Annotated in this window: 27 protein-coding genes and 1 riboswitch; of the genes, 24 read left to right on the forward strand and 3 right to left on the reverse strand. The window is 35.0% G+C overall.

The window, feature by feature from the left end; all coding sequences use genetic code 11:
• The first annotated feature begins 78 nt into the window (after positions 1 to 78).
• Entirely contained in the window at positions 79 to 858 is a 780-nt protein-coding gene (locus DJ93_RS19975) for a hypothetical protein (protein ID WP_042982790.1), read from the forward strand.
• A 4-nt stretch (positions 859 to 862) separates the two neighbouring features.
• Here the strand turns inward: DJ93_RS19975 and mprF are convergent, their stop codons facing one another.
• Positions 863 to 3,439 carry a bifunctional lysylphosphatidylglycerol flippase/synthetase MprF gene (gene mprF / locus DJ93_RS19980; protein WP_042982791.1) on the reverse strand — a complete coding sequence of 859 codons (2,577 nt, stop codon included), beginning with the start codon at positions 3,437 to 3,439 and terminating at the stop codon, positions 863 to 865.
• A gap of 187 nt (positions 3,440 to 3,626) precedes the next feature.
• On the opposite strand from mprF, the gene DJ93_RS19985 reads away from it, so the two are divergent.
• The 14 genes from DJ93_RS19985 to DJ93_RS20050 all read left to right on the forward strand — a co-directional run bounded on the left by DJ93_RS19985 (position 3,627) and on the right by DJ93_RS20050 (position 16,769).
• Positions 3,627 to 4,016 (forward strand): hypothetical protein, encoded by a 390-nt coding sequence (locus tag DJ93_RS19985; protein ID WP_042982792.1) that lies wholly within the window; start codon positions 3,627 to 3,629, stop codon positions 4,014 to 4,016.
• A gap of 23 nt (positions 4,017 to 4,039) precedes the next feature.
• The gene (locus DJ93_RS19990) at positions 4,040 to 4,531 is read left to right on the forward strand and encodes a YpuI family protein (RefSeq protein WP_042982794.1); all 492 of its coding nucleotides are present in this window, start codon (positions 4,040 to 4,042) and stop codon (positions 4,529 to 4,531) included.
• Between the two features lie 148 nt (positions 4,532 to 4,679).
• On the forward strand, positions 4,680 to 5,594 hold the full coding sequence (locus DJ93_RS19995; protein ID WP_042982795.1) for a superoxide dismutase: 915 nt from the start codon (positions 4,680 to 4,682) through the stop codon (positions 5,592 to 5,594).
• 109 nt (positions 5,595 to 5,703) lie between these two features.
• Complete coding sequence (locus DJ93_RS20000; protein ID WP_042982796.1) at positions 5,704 to 6,825, forward strand: D-alanyl-D-alanine carboxypeptidase family protein; 1,122 nt, start codon at positions 5,704 to 5,706, stop codon at positions 6,823 to 6,825.
• Entirely contained in the window at positions 6,818 to 7,414 is a 597-nt protein-coding gene (spmA, locus tag DJ93_RS20005; RefSeq protein WP_042982798.1) for a spore maturation protein SpmA, read from the forward strand. The genes DJ93_RS20000 and spmA overlap by 8 nt, the downstream gene beginning before the upstream one ends.
• Entirely contained in the window at positions 7,411 to 7,941 is a 531-nt protein-coding gene (gene spmB, locus DJ93_RS20010) for a spore maturation protein SpmB (protein ID WP_042982799.1), read from the forward strand. Before spmA ends, spmB begins: the two co-directional genes overlap by 4 nt.
• Positions 7,942 to 8,230: 289 nt before the next feature.
• Entirely contained in the window at positions 8,231 to 8,959 is a 729-nt protein-coding gene (gene rluB, locus DJ93_RS20015) for a 23S rRNA pseudouridine(2605) synthase RluB (protein WP_042982801.1), read from the forward strand.
• Between the two features lie 109 nt (positions 8,960 to 9,068).
• Positions 9,069 to 9,590, forward strand: a complete 522-nt coding sequence (resA, locus tag DJ93_RS20020) for a thiol-disulfide oxidoreductase ResA (protein ID WP_042982803.1) — start codon at positions 9,069 to 9,071, stop codon at positions 9,588 to 9,590.
• A 140-nt stretch (positions 9,591 to 9,730) separates the two neighbouring features.
• Entirely contained in the window at positions 9,731 to 11,356 is a 1,626-nt protein-coding gene (locus tag DJ93_RS20025; RefSeq protein WP_042982804.1) for a cytochrome c biogenesis ResB family protein, read from the forward strand.
• Between the two features lie 14 nt (positions 11,357 to 11,370).
• Entirely contained in the window at positions 11,371 to 12,528 is a 1,158-nt protein-coding gene (gene resC, locus DJ93_RS20030) for a cytochrome c biogenesis protein ResC (protein ID WP_042982805.1), read from the forward strand.
• A gap of 338 nt (positions 12,529 to 12,866) precedes the next feature.
• A complete protein-coding gene (resD, locus tag DJ93_RS20035) occupies positions 12,867 to 13,583 on the forward strand; it encodes a DNA-binding response regulator ResD (RefSeq protein WP_042982806.1) in 717 nt (238 codons plus the stop codon).
• On the forward strand, positions 13,583 to 15,358 hold the full coding sequence (locus DJ93_RS20040) for an ATP-binding protein (protein WP_080743539.1): 1,776 nt from the start codon (positions 13,583 to 13,585) through the stop codon (positions 15,356 to 15,358). Before resD ends, DJ93_RS20040 begins: the two co-directional genes overlap by 1 nt.
• Before the next feature lie 132 nt (positions 15,359 to 15,490).
• Positions 15,491 to 16,072: a cob(I)yrinic acid a,c-diamide adenosyltransferase gene (locus tag DJ93_RS20045; RefSeq protein WP_042982807.1), complete on the forward strand. Its 582-nt coding sequence runs from the start codon at positions 15,491 to 15,493 to the stop codon at positions 16,070 to 16,072.
• Positions 16,073 to 16,154: 82 nt separating this feature from the next.
• Positions 16,155 to 16,769 (forward strand): peptidoglycan DD-metalloendopeptidase family protein, encoded by a 615-nt coding sequence (locus tag DJ93_RS20050; RefSeq protein WP_042982808.1) that lies wholly within the window; start codon positions 16,155 to 16,157, stop codon positions 16,767 to 16,769.
• Positions 16,770 to 16,798: 29 nt separating this feature from the next.
• Here DJ93_RS20050 and DJ93_RS20055 read toward each other — a convergent pair whose 3' ends face one another.
• Positions 16,799 to 17,485 carry a hypothetical protein gene (locus DJ93_RS20055; protein ID WP_042982810.1) on the reverse strand — a complete coding sequence of 229 codons (687 nt, stop codon included), beginning with the start codon at positions 17,483 to 17,485 and terminating at the stop codon, positions 16,799 to 16,801.
• A 248-nt stretch (positions 17,486 to 17,733) separates the two neighbouring features.
• Positions 17,734 to 17,875: riboswitch (FMN riboswitch) on the forward strand.
• A 163-nt stretch (positions 17,876 to 18,038) separates the two neighbouring features.
• On the opposite strand from DJ93_RS20055, the gene DJ93_RS20060 reads away from it, so the two are divergent.
• On the forward strand, positions 18,039 to 18,617 hold the full coding sequence (locus tag DJ93_RS20060) for an ECF transporter S component (protein WP_042982811.1): 579 nt from the start codon (positions 18,039 to 18,041) through the stop codon (positions 18,615 to 18,617).
• A 119-nt stretch (positions 18,618 to 18,736) separates the two neighbouring features.
• On the opposite strand, the gene DJ93_RS20065 is transcribed toward DJ93_RS20060, so the two are convergent.
• Positions 18,737 to 18,985, reverse strand: a complete 249-nt coding sequence (locus DJ93_RS20065) for a ferredoxin (RefSeq protein WP_042982812.1) — start codon at positions 18,983 to 18,985, stop codon at positions 18,737 to 18,739.
• Between the two features lie 315 nt (positions 18,986 to 19,300).
• Here DJ93_RS20065 and DJ93_RS20070 point away from each other — a divergent pair, with 315 nt between their 5' ends.
• The 8 genes from DJ93_RS20070 to gudB all read left to right on the forward strand — a co-directional run bounded on the left by DJ93_RS20070 (position 19,301) and on the right by gudB (position 26,964).
• Entirely contained in the window at positions 19,301 to 20,362 is a 1,062-nt protein-coding gene (locus tag DJ93_RS20070) for a YpbB family protein (RefSeq protein ID WP_042982813.1), read from the forward strand.
• On the forward strand, positions 20,352 to 21,899 hold the full coding sequence (locus DJ93_RS20075; protein WP_042982815.1) for a RecQ family ATP-dependent DNA helicase: 1,548 nt from the start codon (positions 20,352 to 20,354) through the stop codon (positions 21,897 to 21,899). Before DJ93_RS20070 ends, DJ93_RS20075 begins: the two co-directional genes overlap by 11 nt.
• Positions 21,880 to 22,443, forward strand: coding sequence for a CPBP family intramembrane glutamic endopeptidase (locus tag DJ93_RS20080; RefSeq protein ID WP_042984270.1), 564 nt, complete (start codon positions 21,880 to 21,882; stop codon positions 22,441 to 22,443). The genes DJ93_RS20075 and DJ93_RS20080 overlap by 20 nt, the downstream gene beginning before the upstream one ends.
• A 22-nt stretch (positions 22,444 to 22,465) precedes the next feature.
• The gene (locus DJ93_RS20085) at positions 22,466 to 22,936 is read left to right on the forward strand and encodes a LysM peptidoglycan-binding domain-containing protein (protein WP_042982816.1); all 471 of its coding nucleotides are present in this window, start codon (positions 22,466 to 22,468) and stop codon (positions 22,934 to 22,936) included.
• A 109-nt stretch (positions 22,937 to 23,045) separates the two neighbouring features.
• On the forward strand, positions 23,046 to 23,822 hold the full coding sequence (locus DJ93_RS20090) for a metallophosphoesterase (RefSeq protein WP_042982818.1): 777 nt from the start codon (positions 23,046 to 23,048) through the stop codon (positions 23,820 to 23,822).
• Positions 23,823 to 23,852: 30 nt separating this feature from the next.
• The gene (locus DJ93_RS20095) at positions 23,853 to 24,734 is read left to right on the forward strand and encodes a MerR family transcriptional regulator (protein ID WP_042982819.1); all 882 of its coding nucleotides are present in this window, start codon (positions 23,853 to 23,855) and stop codon (positions 24,732 to 24,734) included.
• Positions 24,735 to 24,811: 77 nt separating this feature from the next.
• The gene (locus tag DJ93_RS20100; RefSeq protein ID WP_042982820.1) at positions 24,812 to 25,420 is read left to right on the forward strand and encodes a genetic competence negative regulator; all 609 of its coding nucleotides are present in this window, start codon (positions 24,812 to 24,814) and stop codon (positions 25,418 to 25,420) included.
• A 257-nt stretch (positions 25,421 to 25,677) separates the two neighbouring features.
• Positions 25,678 to 26,964, forward strand: a complete 1,287-nt coding sequence (gene gudB, locus DJ93_RS20105; protein WP_042982821.1) for an NAD-specific glutamate dehydrogenase — start codon at positions 25,678 to 25,680, stop codon at positions 26,962 to 26,964.
• Positions 26,965 to 26,986: the final 22 nt, after the last annotated feature.

A 26,986-nucleotide genomic window follows, 5' to 3' on the forward strand; every position in this document is an offset into this window, starting at 1 on the left:
TAATATGTGCAAAGTAGAAGGATTTCATAAATCATAATCTAGAATAAATAGTAAGGAGAAAACGTTTTATAAAAAAGTATGGTAGGTGATTTTTTGAAAAATCTCGTCATCGGGCTAATTACATTATTACTGATTGTGGCAGGTGGATTTTATATAAAAAAATATCAAGGGATGACAGAAACGACAGGGGATATTCAAGAGGTAAAATGGGATATAAAAAATAAAAAAGAAAATGAAAAAGTAGATATTTCATTTCAATTGCTAAATAAAAATAACAATGAAGTCCGCGGGATAAATGATCAAATTCGCGTAGTTATTGTAGACGCGCAGTTAAAGAATATACAACAAATGAAGCCTACATTTGCCGGGAATGGATCATATAAACTATCTTCAAATATAGCAAAAGATAAAGGGTATACTATATTTTTGTATGAGGATAACAACAAGTCAGCAGAATCATTTTCTAAGAAAAACTTTGGCGAAGAAGATAAAAAGAAAAAAGAAAGTCTTTCAATGGATACTGTACTTACGAAAAAAATGGATGATTTTCAAGTCTCTCTTTTATTTGGGGCATTGCATCCAAATGAGGCAGCTACATTAACATTTCAGTTTCAAGCAAAAAAGGGAGGGAAAGTGAAATTTAGCTCAAGGTCTGGAGAACATGCGAATCTTTATATTGTAGATGAAATGCGAGAGAACTTTTTATATGCGGTTCCAGTTAATGATGATGAGCAATTACAATATCGTATTATATTCCCTGAAGAAGGAACATATAAACTATGGGGGAATTTTTATTTAAATGGTAAGAAGTATGAAAAGGAGTTTGTTATACAAGTTCAGAAACGAAAAAGCAGCTAACATGTTAGCTGCTTTTTCGTTTTCCTATTAATTTTGTTACAGCAAGCATTGTAATCGGTAGAGAATGATTTTTTCGAAATGCTAAATATTTTCCGCTCCAGGCAGGCTTATATTTTTCTTTAAAATGTCGTAATCCACTGAAACTATATGTATAACGGACATTATTAAATATTGCAGCGGCAACTCGTTCAGACCAAAACGATTGTGTTGATAAACCAACGTTTGAGAGCGGCGCCATACCAATATTAAAGGAATGATATTCATTTTCTTTTGCCCATTGGAACAAGTGGATAAAGATTGCATCCATAATTCCACCAGGTGCATCTGGATAATAACGCATTAAATCAACAGACAGTGTGCCGCTTTGGTACACTGGCATAAATGTTGTAAAGGCGATGATTTTCCCTTCAGTATCAGATAAAGTTGCGATAGGAGCACGACTAATATATTCACGATCAAAGTACCCAAGTGAAAAACTTTTTTCTTTTTTTCCACCGAGCCAAGCATCTGATACTTTCTTTAACTCCTCATATAATTCATCTGAGAACGGTGGTTGATGAATAGAGAATGTATACCCTTCTCGTTCAAAGCGATTGAAAGTAGCTCGCATGCCAGCACGTTTTTTTCCGGATATCGTAAACGTATTTAAATCAACTACAGCTTCTTCACCAAGTTTAAAGAAGTTATAACCGAAATCATGATATAAACTCATCCATTTACTTTCGATTTGATAGAATACACAAATGTATCCGAATCGATCGGCTTCAGCTAAAAACTCTTGCAACACAGTACGGTATGAAGAAGGATCACCAATTGGGTCCCCTAATACAACGAGGCGCTTTCCTGCTATTGAAAATAGAAGAAGTGCTTTTCCGTCTTTACTGAAGAAAAATTGCTTATCTCCTAAAAATCCTAAATGACTAAGTACGTTTCCGCCGTGTTCATCTAAAAAGTGTTGCAGTCTTTTATCGTTTGCTTCTTGTCCAGGAAATACATTGCGATAACGATTCGCGATTAGAGAACCGATAAGTAAAAATGTTGGAACAAAAAATGCTGCTGCAAGTGCACTCCGTTTTACTTGTGTAATGTTTCGAACGACGAAATCAGGTTTAAAAGCTTCTTTTGCTCCTGCGAATAAAATACCTAAGTTTTTATACAAATATAATGTTAGTAGTAAAAAGATAAACACTTTCACGACATCAGAGAGAGAAATTTCTATTTTTTCGCGTACAAATCTTTTGCGAAGCATATATAATACAGCGAGCACAATTAGTAAAATAAAGGTTTCTTCAATATCTATTCCTTTTAGCGTATTAAAAATTGCCGCTCCAATTAAAGAAACAATCGTCATATAGTAAGAACGTTTCGTTCCATAATATATTCCTCTTGAAAGAATAAGGAGAAGGATTCCGAATGTTAACGATAAGCTAAAAGAAAATTGAATAAGATGTTTTGGAGCTAAAATATGTAATGCGTGAGCGCGATTTATACTCGTTGGTAAAATGGTTGATAAGATAACCATTAAGCCAGCAAAGACTGTTAGAGCAGCAGATGCCCATGAGCCTAATTTTCCTAAGAAATCACGTTGCAAAGTCCATATAACACCGGTTGTTTCTAAAGCAGGTGCAATAAATGGTTTATCTTCAATTTTTTTAAGGGCCGCTCCTGTCATTTCAAAGGCTGCAAAGATTAGGCCGAGGCAGAACGGTAAGATGTAATAGACAAGGCGATATAATAACATAGCTGGTAGTAAGACACCTGTATCAATGCCGTATTGCCCTAATCCAGTTAAGAAGACAAGGTCAAATGAGCCAAGGCCACCAGGCACAAGACTTATAACACCGGCTAAAGCAGCGATTACATAAACACCTAAAAACTTTCGGAAATCGATATCAATTCCAAATAATATTAAGATGACATACATAACGATACCGGCAGATAGCCATTCAACTAATGAAACTAATGAATATAAAACAGTTGGATTTTTTTCCGCTTCTTGTCCTTCTACTCGTTTTATTTTTCGATTTTTTATTTTAGAAAAACCGATATATATAGGTACAAACAGAGCAAAAAAGATGAGAACAGGCCATAACCAAGGTTTTTCATGCAGAATAAAACTGGTATCTAATATTCCGATAAGGCCGAGGAATGAAAGGATTGCTAAACCGTTAATAAAGGCAGTCGTCATCCAAGCGATGCTTTTAATAAGTTTTCCGTTCTCTTTTATATGTGGGCGATATAGCATTGTACGCACGCCAGCTCCAACGAGGCCACCAAAACCAATAAATCCATTTAAAGTGTTAGCAATCCATGAAACGCGGAAAATCTTTTGTACGGGTATATCTGCTTTTAAGTAACGAAGCATAACAAAGTCATAAAAGAACATTGTGGATACAGCAAATGCACCAAGTGTAATTGCTAAAAAGACTCCTCCGGTTGGAATGTTTTTAATTGTTTCGATCGCTTCCAAAAAAGAAATACCTGATAATTCTTTTTTTGCTTGAAAGAATACAATTGTTAATACAACAAATGGGAAAATGATTTTCCCGATTTGCAAGAAACGTTTCCATGAAAACGACATAAATACAACTCTCCTTGTGTAAGAAAACTGAGACAATAATATTATTATGACAAACTTCAAGGAAAATAAAAAGGTAAATTACTGTATATGAAAGCTATTTTTTTATGTAAGATATACTTAAAAGAATATTTCACTTATCAGAAAATTAAGTTAAAATAAAGTGGAAGAAGAAAGAGAGGGAAGAAGGATGATTATAATAGGTTATGCAGGCTATGAATTAGAGAAAGCAAAACCTAATACATCTGAAGATTTTTTTAATAGATCTGAAGTGAAGTATATAGTAAATAATCAAGAGAAAACCTTTTCTGTCTTATATGTCCGTTATTTTGAAGAAATTTTACAAGAAATTACTCTGTTTGAAGGAAATCCAGTTTTTAAAGTAGAAAAACAAGACATATATTTACGAGATATTGTAGCACTTACTTGTTTAGTAAAAAATAAAGAGCTTCGCACGCAGAAGCGTCTGTACATTAATATAATGGAAGACTTTCAACAATATTTTGATGATGCAACAGTGGTAAAAGTACAAGAAATACTGAAGGGATTACATAAAAATAAAAGAGTAGAAATAGCGTAAAATGGCGAAGGGGAGATAATAAAATGTCTAATTCGATGGTTGAGAATCAAACAGAACAGGTTTCCGTGTTTTTAGAAGACGTTATTACTTTGATGACTAATTACGTAAATTATCATACACTTCCTTCTTTATTGGAAGAGACACCAGCAGGTAATGAACGATATTATGAAGGGTTATTGGCATCAATAAGACGGCTTCTTGTATTTTGTGAAGAAGGACTCGATGCATGTTTTGTTTTGCTAAATAGTCAGCCATTTCGAAAAACGGCAGCTGAAAAAACGTTGTACAAAATTTATCATCAAGTAATTGCAGAGTTTTTTTCGCCAAAGAGTGATCACTGGTATGAAAATAGTCGTTCTGCATATACAGGAAAAAATTCCATTGTTTTTCAGCAAACACCACCTGAGTCCATTGAAAATGTGATGAAGGATTTAGAAGGTAAGTTTCAAACGATGCGTGAGGAACTAGAATATTATGAAACCGATTATCAAACAAAGATATTACACAAATATTAATAAAAAAACAGAAATTTATTATGTGTTTATAGATCTGCAAAAAGGGAAAAGAGGCTAAGTACGATTGGCCTCTTTTCCTTTTTTGTACGGTTATATAAGGTGCTTAATTTGAATATAGTTAAAGTGGATAGTATCAAGGAGGTGTGACATGAGTCAACAAGGTGTATTTACAGATTACTTTCATGAAGTAGAAAGTTGGTGTGAAAGTGTTCTTCATGTATTAGATAGCCGTGCAATGGAAGTTTATGATGTCCATATGCTTGCTTATAAAATTCAAATGTTGTTAGAACGTATGAAAGAACGTGAATATGAAACAGATGCAGAATTTATGTATGAAATAAGTGACGATGTAGAGCACATTCAGCATCATTTACAAGAAGTGTTTATGCAGGAAGAAGAGGAATATGAATTGTATGAAAGAGGTTATAGTGAGCGATCTGTACCGATTGGAGGGCACACACTTCCACCATTACCTTATCCGTATAATGCGTTAGAACCGTATATTTCTCGAGAAATTATGATGTTGCATCATGATAAACATCATCGTAGTTATGTTGAAGGTCTAAATAAAGCGGAGAAAATGATGGAAGAAGCGAGAAAAACAAATAAATTTGACTTAATAAAGCATTGGGAAAGAGAAGCAGCTTTTCATGGATCAGGACATTATTTACACACAATATTTTGGAACAATATGAAAAAAGATGGAGGCGGGGGGCCACGAGGCGCATTATCACAAGAAATTGAGAAGGATTTTGGGAGTTACTTACGTTTTCAAAAACATTTTACAGAGGCAGCTTCGAAAGTTGAGGGGTCTGGATGGGCGATCCTTGTATGGGTGCCTCGGTCGGGGAGATTAGAAATTTTACAAAGTACCCTTCATCAATTATTTACACAATGGGATACGATACCGTTACTTGTACTTGATGTATGGGAGCATGCTTATTATTTACAATATCAAAATCGGAAAGACGAGTATATTAAAAATTGGTGGAACGTTGTGAATTGGCCGGATGTGGAAAAGCGATTTGAAAGTGCGAAACAAATTGAATGGACACCGTATTAGACGCATATTTCTGCGTCTTTTTTACTGACATAGAGAAGAAGATTTCGTTCATATTTTAAAAGGCCAAGCATACACTTGTACAAAAAGTGCCAAAAGGACGTGGGGGAATATGAGAAGAGCTTGGATTGTAATTACGCTTCTTATAATGTGTGCAGGTGTTATACCAACTTCTACATATGCGCAAATGAATAATGTGAGTGCTCATAATGCTGTACTGATGGAAGAAAAGTCTGGTCGCGTACTGTATGGAAAATTAGAACATGAACCACAAAAAATTGCTAGTATAACGAAAATTATGACGGCATTACTAGCTGCGGAGTCAGGGAAAATGAAAGAAATGGTTTCGATTAGTAATGAAGCGGTTCGGGTAGAAGGATCAGCCATTTATTTAAAACCTGGACAAAAAGTGAAGTTGGAAGATTTAGTCTACGGATTAATGCTACGTTCGGGTAATGATGCAGCTCGAGCAATTGCTGAAAATGTGGGAGGAAGTATAGACGGATTTGTATATTTAATGAATGAAAAAGCGAAAGCAATCGGAATGAAAGATACACATTTTTCAAATCCTCACGGCTTAGATGGAGATGGGACTCATTATTCGTCTGCATATGATATGGCATTATTAACGAAGTATGCAATGGGGAACGAAAAGTTCAAAAAGATTTTTGGGACAAAAACATACAAATCAGATGCTTGGGATTATCCGTGGAAAAATAAACATAAGCTTGTGACATCTTACTATGAATTTGCAACAGGCGGAAAAACGGGATTTACGAAGAAGGCGGGACGAACACTTGTTACGACGGCTTCAAAAGATGGACTAGATTTAATTGTAGTAACATTGAATGCGTCAAGCGATTGGAACGATCATATGTATTTATTTGATCAAGGGTTTAAACAATATAAGCAAACAAAGGTTTTAGGGAAAGGAGCGCTTGCTGAGCTAGAGGAAAAAAAGTATGCCAATCATGTATATACAAAAAATGATTTCTCTGTCCCTTTAACAGAAGATGAAAGAAAGAAAGTGTTGTTAAAAGTTGAACTTGATAAAAGTGCAAAGTTAGCAGATGGTGAAAAAGTGGGGAAAACGGTAGTCTATGTTGGTAATGAAAAAGTTGGAGAACGTAATTTGTTTTATAGTAAGCGGAAACTAGTTGCTACAACTGGGGTGTATTGGAACAATGTAAAAGAAATTTTTTCTCATATGTTAGGTGTTGGAATAGATGGTTAACCTCGTATGGGTGGCGATGGCAGTCATTGGGATCGTTTATGCAATGGTAAGCGGAACGATGGAAGAGGTAAACAAAGCTGTTTTTGAAGGGTCAAAAGATGCGGTAACGATTTGCATTGGCCTTACTAGTGTTTTAGTGTTTTGGTTAGGTTTAATGAAAATTGCAGAAGAAGCAGGATTATTAAAGAAATTAGTCTCATTTTTTATGCCAGTTGTAAAACGACTATTTCCAGAAATACCAAAGGATCACCCTTCAATGGGGTTTATTTTGTCTAATATGATGGCAAACTTTTTTGGATTAGGAAACGCAGCGACACCACTTGGTATTAAAGCAATGGAGCAACTGAAAGAGCTAAATGGTGGGAAAGACTCTGCGAGTCGTTCTATGGTAACGTTTTTAGCGTTAAATACATCGGCAATCACATTAATCCCAACTACTGTAATTTCTATTCGGATGACGTATGAATCAGCGAATCCTACTGAAATTGTTGGTGTAACATTTATTGCACAAGTGTTGTCGATGATTGGAGCGATTTGGATTGACCGCTATTTTTACCGAAGAAGGAGTAGAAAGGGGCGGAAAAAGTGAGTATTGTTAATACGATTTCATTATGGGTAATCCCTTGCGTAATCGGTTTTATTCTTTTATACGGCACAATAAAAAAAGTCCCAACTTATGAATCGTTCGTTGAGGGAGGAAAAGAAGGAATTCAAATTGCAATCTCTATTTTACCATTTATGGTTGGAATGCTTGTATCCATTTCTATTTTTCGAGCATCAGGTGCGTTAGATGCAATGATATCGGTAATGAAGCCGATGCTAGATATCATTCATGTGCCAGCGGAAATCGTTCCACTGGCACTTATACGACCGATTTCTGGATCTGCTGGTTTAAGTATTACGACTGATTTAATCGCTACATATGGACCAGATTCTTTTATTGGAAGATTAGCGTCTACGATGCAAGGAAGTACAGATACAACTTTTTATATTTTAACAGTATATTTCGGAGCAGTTGGCATTAGGAAAATGGGAGATGCACTAAAGGTGGGATTGTTTGCAGATTTAATCGGTATCATATGTTCAATTGTGTTTGTTTCTTTATTGTTTCATTAATACTATTCATTTTTTACTTCATTTCGCTTATAATACGTATACGACCACTATTAAGGTGTAGCTTAATAGTGGTTTTTTTATGCGGTATTTTTGACAAAATGATGAACTTTTATTGTGAGCAACATGAAAAAAGGTAAACAATAATAAAGGGTCAAGGCATGATTTGACCTTTATACGTTTATTATTATCGCTATGTTGTTTAAATAAGACGAAGCAAATAGCCTGAAAGCGTAGGCGGTTGCCAAGTCTTTCTAATGAAGGTAAGATAAATTTGAGGTGAAAAAAAGAAATGGAACGATTACAAAAGGTGATTGCACAAGCAGGTATTGCATCAAGAAGGAAGGCTGAGGAGCTAATTCAGCAAGGAAAAGTGAAAGTTAATGGAAAAGTAGTGACTGAGTTAGGAACGAAGGTAACTCCTCAAGATAAAGTAGAAGTAAATAATATCCCTCTTGAAAAAGAAGAACCTGTTTATTTTTTACTATATAAACCAACTGGCGTAATTTCAAGTGTATCGGATGACAAAGGAAGAAAAGTTGTTACAGACTTCTTCCCTGAAATTACACAACGTCTTTTCCCAATCGGGCGTTTAGACTATGATACGTCTGGTGTATTACTAATGACAAATGATGGAGACTTTGCAAATGTATTAATGCATCCTAGATATAAGGTTGAAAAAACGTATGTTGCGAAAGTGAAAGGTCCGTTAACAGGTGAAAAAATTCGCATGTTAGAAAAGGGTGTTGTATTAGAAGATGGAAAAACAGCACCAGCACGAGTGAAAATTATTTCTTGGGATAAGCGTAAAGAGATGGCGATTGTACAATTAACGATTCATGAAGGGCGTAACCGTCAAGTTCGTCGTATGTTTGAAGCGCTTGACTGCAAAGTAATGAAGTTAAAACGTGAACGCTATGCCTTTTTAGAAGCGGGTAGCTTGCGTCCTGGTGATGCAAGAGAGTTATCACCTCATGAGGTGAAGCAATTACGTGCGTTAGCTTCTACAAAACCGAGATAAGTAAAGAAGTGAAACTTTCACCAGTGGAATGTTCCACTGGTGATTTATTCAATACAGCAGTTACAGTAAAAAATACATATACTCATCAAAGAAAGAGAGGAGAGAATATATGAAAAAAAATCGCTTATTATTTCGTGTTGTCATTTTGCTTATTTTAAGCGGTGCAGTAGGATTTACGCTGTATCAAGGTTTCTTTGTGGAAAAAGAAAAAATGGAAATTGGAAAAGAAGCACCGAACTTTGTTGTTACAGACCTAGAAGGAAAAAAAATTGAACTGAAAGATTTAAAAGGGAAAGGTGTATTTTTAAACTTTTGGGGAACTTGGTGTAAACCTTGTGAAAAAGAAATGCCTTATATGAATGAGTTATATGCGAAATATAAAGAAAAAGGCGTTGAAATTATTGCGTTAGATGCAGATGAAACGGAAATTGCAGTGAAAAACTTTGTAAACCAATATGGATTGAAATTCCCAGTTGCTATTGATAAAGATCAAAAAATTATAGGAACATACGGGGTTGGACCACTGCCGACAACTTTTTTAATTGATAAAGAAGGTAAAGTAGTTGAGCAAATCGTAGGGGAACAAACGAAGGAACAACTTGAAGAGTATTTAAAGAAAATTACTCCGTAATAAAGAAAGCCTTTACATAAAAGAGAGTTTCGTGGAGAAAGGTACTTTATCATAGTGCCTTTGATTTAAAAATTCTGAGTATTGCGGTAACTTAAGGTTAGAATATACAATAATATATATAGGTGCAAGGGACGGTGAGAGTGTTGGAACAGATAAAGTGTGAATGTGGACATATAAATCCGATAGGAACCATTTTTTGTGAAGCTTGTGGGAAGCCATTTGAAAACAATGAGGGCGCCCGATTATTGGATATGCGCTATGAGGGGAGTGCTCGGAGGTCTCTCACACATACAAAAACGATAGTCGATAAAATTTGGAGTTTTTTCTCCTCTGTAAAAGTTGGAGTATGGCTTATCGTGATTACCCTAGCAGCATCGGCGATAGGAACTATTTTTCCACAAGAGATGTACATAACACCGGGAGTTACACCAAGTGAATATTACGAGCAGGAGTATGGTTATTTAGGAAAACTTTATTATCAGTTAGGGTTTAATAATTTATATGGTTCATGGTGGTATATGATTTTAATTGCTTCTATCGGTATTTCACTAGTTATATGTAGTTTGGATCGCGTAATCCCTCTTTATAAGGCTTTAAAAAAGCAAGGAGTGAAAAGACATCCGAGTTTTTTAAAGAGACAGAGATTGTATGGGACAGGCTCTGCAAAAGAAGGGGATTTAGAACAGATTCAAGTGAATTTAAAGAAGCGAAATTACAATGTGAGAGCAGAAGACGGAAACATTTTAGCGGAAAAAGGACGATTTTCTCGCTGGGGCCCATATGTGAATCATATTGGTCTTATTATCTTTTTATTTGGAGCAATGTTGCGTTTTTTACCGAGTATGTACGTGGATGAAGCTCTTTGGTTACGTGATGGGGAAACGAAGGAGATACCTGGAACAGATGGTCAATATTATTTGAGGAACGAAAAATTTATTAAAGAAGTTTATGATAAGAGTAAGGATAAAGAAGTTTTTAATGAAGCGATTGACCGTGTTGGTGATAAAATGATTGCGAAAAATTTTCAAACGAATGCTGTTTTATATAAAGTGGTAGGAGAAAATATAGCAGGTCAAAAGCCGAAATTAGAAAAGGTAAAAGAGGCTAAAATTCGAGTGAATGAGCCGCTGAAATTTGATCAATTTGCTGTGTATCAAGTGGATTATAAAGAAAGTGAATTTAAGAGTATGTCCTTCCATTTACAAAATAAAGCAAGCGCTCAAAAATGGGGTCCGATTAAAGTAGAATTAGCGAATCCAAAGGAGAAATATGATTTAGGAAATGGATATTCTCTAGAACTATTAAGCTATTTTCCTGATTTTTATTTTGATGAAAACGGGAGACCGAATACGAAAACGAAATTACCAAATAATCCTGCGTTCGTATTTAAAATGTTTACGCCTGAAACACCAGAAGGTGAAGTTAGCTTTGTAGGAATTCAACAAAACATAGAGCCGGATGGAAATAATAAATACAAAATGTCGTTTGCCGGTGTTGAAATGCAAAACGCAACAGCGCTTACGATACGAAAAGATTTAACGCTTTGGATTCTCGGAATCGGAGGATTTATATTTATGGTTGGTGTAATACAAGGGATGTATTGGAATCATCGCCGTATTTGGATACAACGTGTTAATGATGAATGGTGGATTGCAGGTCATACGAATAAAAACTGGTTTGGATTAAGAAAAGATATTGAGAGAGTACTAGAAGGGACAGAAATTCCACAGCCAAACGATAAAATAAATGATAAAAAAATTAGCTAAGGTGGGGAAACTATATGGTGCAAATAAGCAGTAATTTCCTGTTTACCGCGTTCATTTTGTATTTAATTGCAACTCTATTTTTTGGAGGAGCCATTAAAGAGAAAGGAAGAAAGTGGGCAAATATAGGCATAACGATAACGATTTTAGGATTTGCAGCCCAAACAGTATATTTTATAACGAGGTGGATTGCCTCAGGACATGCACCAGTTAGTAATTTCTTTGAATTTGGTACATTCTTTGGCATGATGCTTGTCGGCGCTTTTATTGTTATGTACTTTATGTATCGCGTAAGTATAATTGGGTTATTTGCATTACCAGTTGCACTTTTATTAATTGCATATGCAAGTATGTTTCCGAGAGAAATATCACCGCTTATTCCATCTTTAAAAAGTAATTGGTTACATATTCACGTAACAACAGCAGCGGCAGGGCAAGCGATTCTAGCAATTAGTTTTATTACAGGTGTTATGTATTTATTAAAAAATGTAGATCAATCAACGAGGAGTAAACGTACATTTTGGCTAGAGACAGTGGTATTTACGCTCGTTTGTACAGTCGGTTTTATAGGAGTGACGACAGTTTTTTCTAGTACGAAATACGAAGCAAAGTTTCAATGGGTAGATAAAAATGAGCAAAAGGTTGAGATGAAATATAATCTCCCGGCATTAGTTGGACCGAATGAAGGGAATTTAATGACAGCTAATAAATTAGAACCAATAGCAGAAATGCCTGCTATTATAAATGCGAAAAAATTAAATACAGTAATTTGGTCACTGTTAGTAGGAACAGCTCTTTACATTGTATTAAGGTTAATTTTGCGTAAACGAGTATCAGCTGTCCTACAGCCGTTAGTAAAAAATGTGAGTAGCGATTTATTAGATGAAATCGGGTATCGCTCCATTGCGATTGGATTCCCTGTTTTCACATTAGGAGCATTAATATTTGCAATGATTTGGGCCCAAATTGCATGGACACGTTTTTGGGGATGGGATCCAAAAGAAGTTTGGGCGCTTATTACATGGCTCTTTTATGCTGCAGTTTTACATTTGCGTTTATCTAAAGGCTGGCACGGCGAAAAATCAGCGTGGCTTGCCGTAATTGGTTTTGCGATTATTATGTTTAACTTTATTGCCGTAAACTTAATTATTGCTGGTTTACATTCATATGCATAAAATATATATTTGTTTTTATTTTTAGGATTGAAAATAGGAGAGTGAATGTCACTTTCCTATTTTATTTTTGTCAACTTTTCTTCTTTTTTGAGAAAAACATGACAAAGTATCGGTTAATTTTGTAAAATGATGTCGAGGACAAAATATACTGTTCAAGAAAAATACATAGTTTTGGAAAAAAAATGAACAAACTTTATTATTCTTGTGAAGCATAATATGTAAAGTGGAATGTTTAGTACTTTACATACTATGCGTGATGAAATGAGAATAGGCGTATCATTATATTGTAGAAGGGTAGGTGTAAACCGTTGTGGTAACATAATACGCAGCGGGTAGTAATGGAGCATGAACCAAGAATTTTAATTGTAGATGATGAGGATCGTATTCGTCGTTTATTAAAAATGTATTTAGAAAGAGAGCAATATACAATTGAAGAAGCTGATAATGGTGATACAGCTTTAGAAATGGCATTACAAAATGATTATGACTTAATCTTATTAGATATTATGATGCCTGGTAAAGATGGAATCGAAGTTTGTAAAGGTATTCGTGAGAAAAAGGCAACACCAATCATTATGCTGACAGCAAAAGGTGAGGAAGTAAATAGAGTACAAGGATTTGAAGTTGGCTCGGACGACTATATCGTAAAGCCGTTTAGTCCACGTGAAGTAGTACTTCGTGTGAAAGCGGTATTACGACGTTCTGTACCAACAACATTCTTTACACAAGATACAACAACGAAAGATGTTACTGTATTCCCGCATTTAACAATTGATAATGATGCGCATCGTGTTACAGCGGATGGAAATGAAGTAAACTTAACACCAAAAGAGTATGAGCTACTATTATTCTTAGCGAAGGCTCCAGATAAAGTGTTTGACCGAGAGCAATTGTTAAAAGAAGTATGGCAATATGAATTCTTTGGAGATTTACGTACAGTAGATACACATGTAAAACGTTTGCGTGAAAAATTAAGTAAAAAATCGCCTGATGCAGCGAAGATGATTGTCACTGTATGGGGCGTAGGTTACAAGTTTGAGGTTGTGAGCGACTGATGCTTTGGAGAAGTGTAGTAGGGAAGTTATGGATGACCATATTACTTCTTGTTTCATTTGTTCTTGGATTTGTTGCGATTTTACTTTCTCAATTTTTTAGAACGTACTATGTAGATATGAGTGAAGCGAGACTTACGAAAGTAGCAGCAAGCGTTACAGAGCTAATTGAAGAAGGGGCCGATGTAAAAACTATTGAGAATATCGCCTACAAATTTTCTGACCCGCTTTCACGCATTATTATTGTGAAAGATGGTAATGAATTTTCTTCTTCTCCAAAACAAGAAGGATTGGTAACTCTTACAATTGATGATTTAAAAAAAGATAAAGAATTAGCCGCTGTTTTTAAAGATAAAAAGGAAAATGAAAATAAAATCAGGAAATTTTCTGATAGCAAAATGAAGCGAAACTCAGAAAATGATATTATGATCGTTGGTAAACCATTGCGTTCAACTGATAATAGTGCCGTGTTTGTATATGAATCTTTACAAGTTCCTATACAGGGTATGGAGAAGGCGACAGATTTTATTTTCTTATCAGCAGGGATTGCGATTATTTTAACAACGTTCTTTGCTTTCTTTTTATCCACACGAATCACTGCGCCACTTCGTAAAATGCGTGAGGTTGCTTTTGAGGTGGCTCGAGGGAAGTTTGATACGAAAGCCCCTATGGTCTCGCAGGATGAAATAGGTGAGCTTGCAACTGCGTTAAATCAAATGGGAAAACAGTTGAAGTTTAATATGAATGCGCTGCAGCAAGAGAAAGAACAGCTCGCTAGCATATTGAGTAGCATGGCAGATGGAGTTGTTACTTTAAACCAAGAGTGTGAAGTTGTCGTTATCAATCCACCAGCAGAACATTTCTTGCAAGTTTGGCAAGAAGAAAAAGAGTTAGAGTTAAGTAGAAGTTTACCACCGGAACTCGTTGAATTATTCCACCTTGTAGTAGAGAGCGAACAACAACAAGTTATTGAGATGAATTTACAAAAAGGTAACTATGTCGTACTCATGACGCCTCTTTATAATCAAACAAAAATTCGTGGCGCTGTCGCAGTGCTTCGGGATATGACGGAAGAGCGTCGTCTTGAGAAAATGCGTCAAGACTTTATTGCTAATGTATCCCATGAACTTCGCACGCCGATGGTAATGCTTCAAGGATATAGTGAAGCCATTTTAGATGATATTGTTCAAACGAAAGAAGAAATAAATGAATTTGTACAAATTATTTATGATGAGTCAGTTCGTTTAGGACGTCTCGTAAATGAATTGTTAGATTTAGCTCGTATGGAAAGTGGTCGTGTAGAGTTGCATATAGGAGAAGTGGATATTCATCCGTTTGTTGAAAAAATTGGACGTAAATTCCAAGGGATTGCGAAGGAAAAAGGAGTACAGTTAACAGTTGATTTTCGAAATCCAATTGAACAATATCCATTTGATGCAGATCGCATGGAGCAAGTGTTGACGAATTTAATCGATAATGCAATTCGCCATACGAATGCAGATGGTCATGTTACACTCGTAATTGATATGAAAAATAATGGTCTTATTTTTGAAGTGCAAGATTCAGGTGCAGGTATTCCAGAAGAAGATATTCCGTTCTTGTTTGATCGCTTTTATAAAGCTGATAAAGCTAGAACACGCGGGAATAAAGGTGGAACTGGCTTAGGACTTGCGATTGCTAAAAATATTGTCCAAGGTCATGATGGGAAAATTTCTGTAACGAGTGTAGTTGGAGAAGGGACTACATTCTCGGTATATTTACCAAATCGTATACTTTAAATTGATAAAGTTCTACTGTTTTTATTTTTGTTGAGTTTATATACATTTCTCAATTGAATAAAGTAGTAGGGCTTTTCTTTAATTGAAAGTGCGAAAATATGTAGGTTGAATAAAGAGAGGTGTTACGAGAAGATGAAGTTATATACAAAAACAGGAGATAAAGGACAAACAAGTGTGATTGGTGGACGAGTTGATAAAAATCATATACGTGTAGAGGCTTATGGGACCATTGATGAAGTGAACTCTCATATCGGTTATGCGATGACTATGCTACAAGACGAAAGTTTCCGTGATATTTATAACGAACTTGAAAATATCCAGCATGAATTGTTTGATTGTGGAGGAGATTTAGCAACTGTTCAGCAAAAAATTCCTTATAAAGTAATAGAATCGATGATCACCAATTTAGAAGAGAGAATCGATAATTATATAGAGGAAGCACCACCGTTAGAGCGATTTATTTTACCAGGTGGGAGCGGGGCTGCTGCGATGATTCACGTTGCTCGTACAGTAACGAGAAGAGCAGAACGTTGTATTGTATCACTAGGAAAACAAGAAGAAACGAATGAAATTGTGTTGAAGTATGTGAACAGGCTATCTGATTATTTGTTCGCAATTGCTAGAGTAATAAATGCACGTTTACAAATAAAAGACGTCGAATATAACCGTAGTGCAATTGTTTTTCGCAACAAAGAAGAAAGGGAAGTGGAGTAATTCACTTTCTTTTTTTGTATACTTTTTTCCGTAATATACCACAATAGAGAAAGTATGATTGTTTAGAAAACGGAGGATGTATATGAAAGTTTTAAACATTAGCGTAATGGTATTGGGAATATTATTTCTATCTCAACTACATGTCTACGCTGAGGAGAATCGGTGGATATGGCCTGTTGATGGAAGGATAAGTGATTATTTTGGAACAAGACATGGTAGGCACTATGGCATTGATATAGCTGCTCCAATTGGAACGCCTGTGGCTTCAGTTCAAGATGGTAAGGTGACAAAGTCCTACTTCTCAAATAGTTATGGAAATGTTGTATTTATTAAGCATGGAGAATATGAGGCCGTTTATGCTCATTTAAATAAGAGATATGTAGCCCAAGGCGATTCTATTTCAAAAGGTGAAATAATTGGTGAAGTTGGGAATACAGGGGAATCTAGAGGTGCGCATTTACATTTAGAAGTCCATCAAGGAAGATGGACAGTGGAAAAAAGAAATGCGATGAATCCACTATTAGTCTTAAATGAACAAAAAAATGAAGTAGTCTCAAAATCGCTATATGTTGTACAAAAAGGAGATACTTTAGTAAGTATTGCGCGTAAGTTTGGTATGACGGTTGATGAGATTAAAATGAAAAATGCATTGAGACATGAGCGGATTTATCCAAATCAACAACTGCATATTAACTAAAACAAGAGCTAGTTCTACTAGCTCTTGTTTTACCAAAAAATAAAGACACATATAAATCCAGAAATAGCTAAATAGCTATATAAGTAAAAAACTTTTGCTCTCGTTTTTTCTTCTGTTCTAAACAATACAATCGTCGGTTCTATTAAACCGATTGTGAGGCAAAGTAGGCCAAGAAGCATACAGCCAATGGAAATAGAATACAGGGCGATTTGTGGCGCTTGAAATGGAATAATCCATTTTAATACAAATGCAATAAGTGCGGTATAACAAATGCTACCAATGTATTTATTCAATGTTGTATTAGAACGGAAGCCAGGAAGTTTTTTAAAGAAGGAACGAGAAACAACTTCTGTTTGTAAGGATGTATGTTCCTCAATGATTTTTTGAGCTTCTGTTCCTTTATGAAAGAGGGATAAAATCCAATTTCGCTTCCCTTGAAAAACAAATTGTGAAGTTGTTAAATAGTGATCAACTTTCACTTTATCCCAACTTTTCCATTGGTGACGCTCGCATAGTTTTAATTTACTTTCTGTTTTTTTATCATACTGATAAATACTGATGCCTTCCTGATCAAAAGTAGCATAGTATGTCTCACTTGAAAACGTGCCTAAATCAACTGGACAGTAGAAAAGTAATTCTTTTTTTAAATAAAAGTATTCTTTTCTTAAGTTTTTTTTCATCGTTTCTCGAATAGAGTGTCTTTTTTCTTTCTTCATGACATTTCCTCCATATTAAGAAAATGCTCTTATCTTAACAATTCAACATCTTATCATTTTTCGCTATATATGACTAGGGGATTAGTAAGAGAAATCCCGAATTATAAAAAATATGGATTGTATTGTAAAATATTCGAGGGATTCTAAGGTGTTATCAAAAGTAAACTACTTATTTTAAATAAGTTACAATCTTTTTTGTTCACAACGTCATTATGTTGTTGTATAATGAAGAGGAAAATAGAATATCGGTCTATCTTCGGGGCAGGGTGAAAATCCCGACCGGCGGTGATGAACAATTCATGACATTTTGTTCTAAGCCCGCGAGCCGTTAAGGCAGGATTTGGTGTGATTCCAAAGCCGACAGTACAGTCTGGATGGGAGAAGATGGAGGTTCAAGCGTTCAAAAAAGATAAGTATTTGAACGTCTGTTTGATGTGCCTTAAAATTCTCCCTTTGTGTAAAACACAAAGGGTTTTTTCGTTCTATGAACAAATAGGCATAGCAGAACCTTTCCACTTTCCATGAGATGATCGATGGAAAAGGAGAGAGAAAGATGAAACAAAAAAACAGTGTAGTGCAGATGGTGAGTGTAGCGATGCTAAGTAGTATTGCATATTTACTGATGATGTTGGATTTCCCATTCCCAGGGCTTCCACCGTTTTTAAAAATTGATTTTAGTGATGTACCAGCTTTAATTGTAGCGATTATTTTTGGCCCAATCGCAGGAGTAGTTGTAGAAGCTATTAAAAATGTTTTATACTACGGAATTCAAGGGAGTTTAACGGGAGTACCAGTTGGAGAAATAGCAAACTTTATAGCGGGATGCTTATTTATCGGTCCAGCAGCATTCTTATTCCGAAAATATCGCACAGTAAAAAGTTTAACGACAGGATTAATGCTAGGAACAATTACTATGACAGTTATTATGAGTGTGTTAAACTACTTCATCATTTTACCAGCTTACACTTGGTTTTTAAATTCACCAGCTATGTCTAGTGATGTTATGCGACAAACAATTGTAACAGCGATATTACCGTTTAATGTAATCAAAGGAATTGTTGTAACGATTGTTTTTGTAGCGTTATTTTCACGTTTGAAAGTATGGGTATTCGCAAAAATGAAAAATGCATAAAGAATTTCAAGGTATTAGGAGTATATATACTCCTAATACCTTTTTTGTACTCCATACAATGAATAACAAAAAAACTCCCTCATAAATATGAGGGAGTTTTTTTGAAGTTAATAAAAAGACTATTCGAATTTTAAAGCGTCGCCATCAAATGATTCGTCAGCAACTTTAATTGAGTCAGTTGGACAGCCTTCGAATGCATCCATCATGTCATCAACTAGTACGTCAGGAATTTCAACGATACCTTGGTTATCATCTAGTGTTACAAATGCAATACCTTCATCATCATAGTCATAAATGTCTGGTGCAGCAGCTCCACAAGCACCACATGCAATGCAAGTATCTTTATCAACGATTGTATATTTTGCCATCTTTTTTCCCTCCTGATAGTATGTATGTGAAAAAGTTCGCCATAAAAATTATAACCTTATTGTAAAACGGTTTGTAAAACTTTTCAACATAAAATTATAATGATAATGCTTATCAATTAGGGTGTCAACTTATTTTTAATATATTTCACAAGATTTTCAAAATGCCTAAATGCTAAGCGGTTTGATACAATAGTAAATATATAGCGTCACTGTATGAATGTTATTCGTTTTATAAAGGAATGAACAGAGACTTATTTTTACTTTCGTATAGTATTTAAATAACAGGACAAGTTGCACGGAAAGGTGAAAGCGGTTATGCAGTTACAATATACTTTATTATACTGTTTAAAACAATTGAATAGTGAAAGGACCGTTTCTTCCATTTATTATTTATTGAAAGGAAAACGATCTTCACAAACATTACAAGATGGGAATATGTTTCAGATTTCTTTTCTTTTTGGAATTTATAAATCATTAACAAGGGCTGATTACGATCAAGAAATTGAACGTATTTTACAAGCGGAATGGATTCGGCCTGTGCATGAAAATACATATGTGCTAACAAGTGCTGGAGAAAAGCAATTAAATGATTGGGAAAAACGAGTAGCTTTTCCACCGCATTTGCATGGTTTGCATTATGGTGAACTCGGTGAAACATTTTGGAAGAGGCTGTCATTAATCATTCAAACAGTGTCAAATTTGCAACAGACGAATACAAAATTCATTCCCATTCAACAAGATACAGATATAATGATGTGGGTGAAACAATTTCTAACTGGGATACCATATGCAAGAAATGAGCTTGCGACAAGATTATGGACAGAGATGTATAAGCTGCTAAAAGATAGTGACCCAGTAGGGGCGACAATTTTAACGTATCGCTTAACTGGATATGAGCGCATTGGTTATACATGGCAGCAATTAGCGGGAATTACGGAACGAGATGTGTTTCGTGTGTATTTTTTATTTTGGGGCACGATTCATTTCTTTATTCAAGTAGTTCGTGATAAGGAAAATGAATTTCCGTTATTATCAAAGATTCTATCTTATCCGAATGAAAGAGCAGATTTATTCAGTTTATCGACGAAGAAAACATATAACCTTTGGAAGCAAGGACGTTCTTTAGAAGAAATTGCGACAATTAGAGATTTAAAGCTTGCGACGATAGAAGATCATTTCGTTGAAATTGCGTTACGAGAGCGTGATTTCTCTATTGAAATGTTTATGGAAAAGAGCAAAATCGAAAAAGTACAGAAAGTAATTGAAACGTTACAAACACGTAAATTACGCGTGTTAAAGCAATCGGTAGGAGAAGAAATTTCTTATTTTGAAGTTCGGCTTGTGTTGGCGCGGATGGAGGGTACAAATGAAGCTTGAGGAATATTTGTATAAGTGGTTTGGATATTCTGAATTTCGTCAAGGGCAAAAAGGTGTTATTACTGACTTATTAAAAGGAAAAGATGTTGTAGCAATGCTTCCGACTGGGCGAGGAAAATCTATGTGTTATCAACTTCCGGGTCTTATGCAAGAAGGGACGGTACTGGTTGTATCACCATTGCTATCTTTAATGGAAGATCAAGTTACGCAGCTCAAATATGTTGTGAAAAATCGTGTTATTGCATTTAACAGTTTTCGAACGTTAAGTGAAAAAAGAGAAGCGATAAAAAAATTGGCTTTTTATAAATTTGTTTTTGTTTCTCCAGAGATGCTCCAATCTGAATTATTAATAAGAGAATTAAAGAAAATTCATATTTCGTTGTTTGTCGTAGATGAAGCTCATTGTATTTCGCAATGGGGGTATGATTTTCGGACGGATTATAAAAAATTAGATCAAGTTATTGCAAATATCGGGCATCCACCAGTCTTGGCGTTAACGGCAACAGCGACAAAGGAAGTGTTACGAGACATCACGAGGAGTTTAAAACTTACGAACGTAGTTGAGCATGTATATTCAATTGATCGGCCGAATATTGCGATGGAAGTACAATTTGTTCAGACAATTGAAGAGAAAAAAGAAGCGTTGTTAGAGCACGTTGCGTATTTACAAGGGCCAGGTATCATTTATTGCTCAAGCAGGGCGTGGACAGAGCGTTTAACAGAGTATTTAAGAGGAAAAGGGATAACGGGTGTCGCTTTTTATCATGGTGGTATGGAGCATGAAGAGCGTATGTTAATTCAGCAGCAGTTTATGAATGATCAACTGCAACTTGTAATATGTACAAGCGCTTTTGGAATGGGTGTAAACAAACCAAATACGAGATATATTATACATTTTCATTATCCGACTAATATTGCTTCTTATTTACAAGAGATTGGACGGGCAGGAAGAGATGGAGAAGAGAGTCTTGCTATTTTATTATGTAGTCCTTTGGACCATGATTTGCCTATTTCGATTATTGAAGACGAATTGCCAAGTAAAGGACAAATTCAACTTTTATGCTCTTTATTACAAGAAAGAATGTTTCAAAAGAAGGTATTACCGATAGAAGATGTGGAAGAAATTTGTTATAGTGCAGCAAGATTTAGTGAGCAACATTGGCGTTTCATACGCTATCACCTTGAAAAAAATGAAATCATACAACATCGAGTTCTTATGTTAGAGCTTTTGTCAGACGAAATTACACGAAAGTTAATAGTAGAAGTGGAAGGACGTCTTCGTAATAAATACAATCAATTAGAAAAAATGAAATCGTGGTTACAATTTCAGGGGTGTAAAAGGGAATATTTATTACATTATTTTGGCTATAAAAAAGAGCACGAGTTAAAAAACTGTTGTGATTACTGTGGTATTACAAAAGAAGATTACAAAAAAAGACGAGCGCGGCCATTGGTTTTCGACTATAATTGGGAAACAGAGTTACAAAAGCTTTTTGGTTTGGGAGAATGGAGGAATGATGAACATTCAAAGGCGTAGTATTGAAGACATGAGTCCGAAAGAAATACGACTTAACCTCTATATAACTCAATTGATAATTATAGGTATTGGTTGCCTGCTAGCCTATATATTATTTCCAGATAAGAATGAATTGTATAGTTTGTGGAGATGGCAACCAGTATCTATACTTATAATAGGCGGTGGGATAGCTGTCGGAGTTGTGTTACTAGATTACATTGCAATGCAGGTGTTTCCGGAATCTTGGTTTGATGATGGTGGCATTAATGATCGAATGTTTCAAGGGATTTCAGTCATGCATTTGCTAGTCATTACTTTTATTATAGGATTTGCGGAAGAGTTTTTATTTCGCGGAGTATTACAGACACATTTTGGAATTGTAATTGCAAGTTTAATTTTTGCTATTTTACATATTCGATATATAACGAAGCCTTTTTTGTTTTGCTTTGTCTGTATTATAAGTTTTGTATTTGGCTATGTATTTCAATGGACGGACAATTTGTTTATAACAATCTTTGCACACTTTCTTGTTGATTTTATAATGGGGCTTCAATTAAGAAAATAAATGGAAGGTGGTGGTGAACAACATGAGGAAACGAATTCCTGATTTTGAAGAAGATTTTGAAGAAGAGCGAGTGGAAGAAAAAGAAGGTTTACCGCCGCGTAGTGAAATTCATAGAAATAAAGAGAAAAAATCAAAGTTCAAAATGAACCATGTTTTTGTACGTGTTTTAACATTCCTATTCATTTTATTACCTATTTGTATTTTGTGGTATACAGATAAGTATATTCAGGTGAAAAGTGAAAGTGATAATGCTGGGAAAAGTGCATTTGAAGTAATCTTTTTTGATTCGACTAAGCCGGAAGAACATAAGCAATCTGAGAACTTTGAAATTCATATTGTAAAAGAAGGCGAAACTTTGGAAAGTATCGGAAAGCGATATTTTCCAGATGAAGATGGTGCTACAATTATTAAAAAATATAATAATTTGCAAGAAGATGAGGTGAAAGTAGCACAAGAATTGAAAATTCCAGTGAAAGAGAAGACGAAGAAATAATAAATGTAGTAAAGCAATTGACATAATAAGAAATGAAACTTTTTGTGTTTCTATTGAGGTATAAAGTGTGAAAACTTCATTTTATTCAGAGAGAAGATGAGGAGAATATATGTTATGGATTGTACTAGGGAGTATTCTCATATGTATTGGAGTTTTTTGTCTTTTTATAATGTATAAAGAAGCGATGCGTGATACATTGTTGGAACATACTTTAATATTTGAAGAATTTCCAAAGAGCTTCCAAAAAGTTCGGATTTTTTTTATTTCTGATATTCATAGAAGGGTTGTTTCTCGTTCGTTAATTGATCAGGTAAAGGGAAAAGTTGATTTTGTTATTATTGGTGGTGATTTAGCAGAAAAAGGTGTATCTTTATCACAAATTGCTTCTAATATTGAAAGTTTAAGGAACTTAGGACCTGTATATTTTGTGTGGGGAAATAATGATTATGAAATTGAATATCACGAATTGGACGCTTTATTGTTACAACATGGTGTAAAAGTTTTAGATAATACAAGAGTTGTGTTTGAATCTGAATTTGGAGAGAAGATTTGCATGCTTGGTGTGGATGATGTTGGATTAAAAAGAGATCGTTTAGATTTAGCATTAGCTGATTGTCGAGAAGATGGCTTTAAAATTTTAATTAGTCACAATCCTGATATTATAGATAAAATGTCTGGAGAAGAACAAATTTCTCTTGTAATGAGTGGACATACACACGGAGGGCAAATTCGTTTGTTCAATTCTAAGCGATATTTAAAGGGCGGTGTATATAAACGCTCAAACATAACTCTTTTTGTGAGCAATGGTTATGGGACGACACTTATACCATTACGGTTTCGAGCGCCGTCTCAAACACATGTCATTACTTTGCAAGGGAACGAATAAGAGATTTTTAGTTTAAAGGTGGGAGAAGATGTGCCAACTTTAAAAGGGAAATATAATATAAAAGCTGTTTCAAATATGATTGGAATTCAGCCGAGTACACTAAGGGCGTGGGAGAGACGGTACCATATTATTGCTCCAAAACGGAATCATGCTGGGCATCGTTTATATACGGAAGAGCATATTCGAGTTTTGAAATGGTTAATGGATAAGGTGAATGAAGGCATTACGATTGGTCAAGCAGTACAGTTATTGGAAGGGAATCGATTACAAAATTATGAAACGAAAGAAGCGGATTTTGGTAAAGAAGCCGTTTTAGTGGACGATATCCTGCAATATTTGTTAAAATTTGATGAAATCAAAACTTCTGTATTATTAAACGAGGCTTTCAGTATTTATTCAGCTGAAAAGGTTATCACAAATATATTTCTTCAAGTTGCCAATCGATTAGCGGATTTAGGAAAGAATAATGAGATTACAATGATGCAAGTACGATATGCAGAGTCATTTTTACAATCGAGACTAGGAATGATTTATCATAACGCACATGTTCATGCATCATTACCAAAAGTCCTTGCTCTTAGCAGTGACGTAAGTACGCTACACGTATTTATTTTAACAACGTATGTACGTTTAAAAGGATATCAAGCGCTATATATTGGTACAAGCCTAGAAGAAACGGATATTCATGAAACTATTGAGCAATTGAAGCCAAAATATTTGTTTATTTCTTCTCAGAAGGAACAAAAATTAGAAGAAATAATGAATTTAATTGAGAAATTACAAATGAAAAACGAAAAGCTTTATATTGGTTTTCTGGGCTTTGTAGGTCAAAGTGATCAATTAAAACGCCAAAATCTTTTCGTTGGTAATACGAAAGAAGAATGGGATGAATGGTTAAAAATGTCAGAATAGTTGTTCGAAAAGAACCATCTATTTTCTATTTCATATAATAAAAATTAGATTCAATGGTTACGTAGGGAGGTTATAAGATGAGGCTGGAACGTTTAAATTACAACAAGATAAAAATTTTCCTAACGTTTGATGATTTATCTGAACGAGGATTAACGAAGGAAGATTTATGGAAAAATGCACCGAAAGTACAACAGTTATTTCGTGATATGATGCAAGAAGCGAATAAAGAACTTGGGTTTGAAGCGGATGGACCAATTGCAGTTGAGGTATTTTCTTTACAAGCGCAAGGGATGGTTGTAATAGTAACAAAAGAAAATCATGAAGCGGATACAGAAGATGAGTTTCGTGATGAGTTTATTGAAATGCAAGTAACTCTAGATGAGAGTGAACATATATTATATGAGTTTGCTACACTTGAGGATGTAATTAATTTGTCGGATCGTTTATATAACCTAGGTGTAGCCGGTGGGAAACTTTATACATGGGATGGACGTTTTTATCTTTGGATGGAAGAGGAAGTACAATTACCTTTATTAAAGGCTGACTTTATTGCTATTTTAGCAGAGTATGGTAATTCATCTACAGCCACAATTTATCGGATTATGGAATATGGAAAGGAATTAATGGATACTCAAGCTATTCAGCAAATATATCATTACTTTATACAAAAACAAAACCTCAGCTAATATAAATGGCTGGGGTTTCATTATTATATAACTATATTTCAATAAAGGGAATGAAGTGGAGAATAAAAAACATTTAAATATTTAAGTATTTTACTTTTCTAAAAGTAATAAAAGGACTATAATAATAGTGAAAACGCTTGCAACAAAAATAGTTTGTATATATTTGTTAGCGTTTTCTATTGCATTCCAAATTTAAGGGTGTATACTAGGCAATGAAGGTTTACTAAACAAGTGAAATTACAGGGGGTTTACTTACTATGGTAGCCGAAAAGGGAACTCAAACAAAAACACAACAACAAAGGGAACAACATTTTGAATTGTTGAATTCAACACAAATTGTTATTAATGAAGCATTAGAAAAATTGGGTTATCCAAACGAAGTATATGAATTACTGAAAGAACCAGTTCGTATGATGACGGTGAAAATTCCAGTTCGAATGGATGACGGGACTGTTAAAATATTTACAGGATATCGTGCACAACATAATGATGCTGTTGGTCCAACGAAAGGTGGAATTCGCTTCCATCCGAATGTAACTGAAAATGAAGTGAAAGCACTTTCTATTTGGATGAGCTTAAAATGTGGTATTGTTGATTTACCATATGGTGGAGGTAAAGGTGGAATTATTTGTGATCCACGTGAAATGTCTTTCCGTGAATTAGAAAGATTAAGTCGTGGTTATGTACGAGCAATTAGCCAAATTGTGGGTCCTACAAAAGATATTCCGGCTCCAGACGTATTTACAAACTCTCAAATCATGGCATGGATGATGGATGAGTATAGCCGTATTGATGAATTTAATTCACCAGGATTTATTACAGGTAAACCGCTTGTATTAGGTGGATCACATGGACGTGAAACAGCGACTGCGAAAGGTGTAACAATTTGTATTCGTGAAGCTGCAAAAAAACGTGGCATTGATATTAAAGGTGCACGTGTTGTTGTTCAAGGATTCGGTAATGCAGGTAGCTTCTTAGCTAAATTTATGCATGATGCTGGTGCAAAAGTAATTGCAATTTCAGATGCTTACGGTGCGCTTCATGATCCAAATGGATTGGATATTGACTACTTACTTGACCGTCGCGATAGTTTCGGTACAGTAACAAAATTATTTAATAATACAATTTCAAACAAAGAATTGTTAGAGCTTGATTGCGACATTTTAGTTCCAGCCGCAATTGAAAACCAAATTACAGAAGAGAATGCTGCTAATATTAAAGCGAAAATCGTAGTTGAAGCTGCAAATGGTCCGACGACATTAGAAGCAACTAAAATCTTAACTGATCGTGGTATTTTACTTGTTCCGGATGTATTAGCAAGTGCTGGTGGTGTTACAGTATCTTACTTTGAGTGGGTACAAAATAACCAAGGTTACTACTGGACAGAGGAAGAAGTAGAACAACGTTTAGAAAAAGTAATGGTAAGATCATTTGATTCCATTTATGAAACATCACAAGTTCGTAAAGTAAACATGCGTTTAGCTGCGTATATGGTTGGTGTTCGTAAAATGGCAGAAGCTAGCCGATTCAGAGGCTGGGTATAAAAGACACTATTTAGAGCAAACG

Source organism: Bacillus clarus, assembly GCF_000746925.1.
GTDB lineage: Bacteria > Bacillota > Bacilli > Bacillales > Bacillaceae_G > Bacillus_A > Bacillus_A clarus.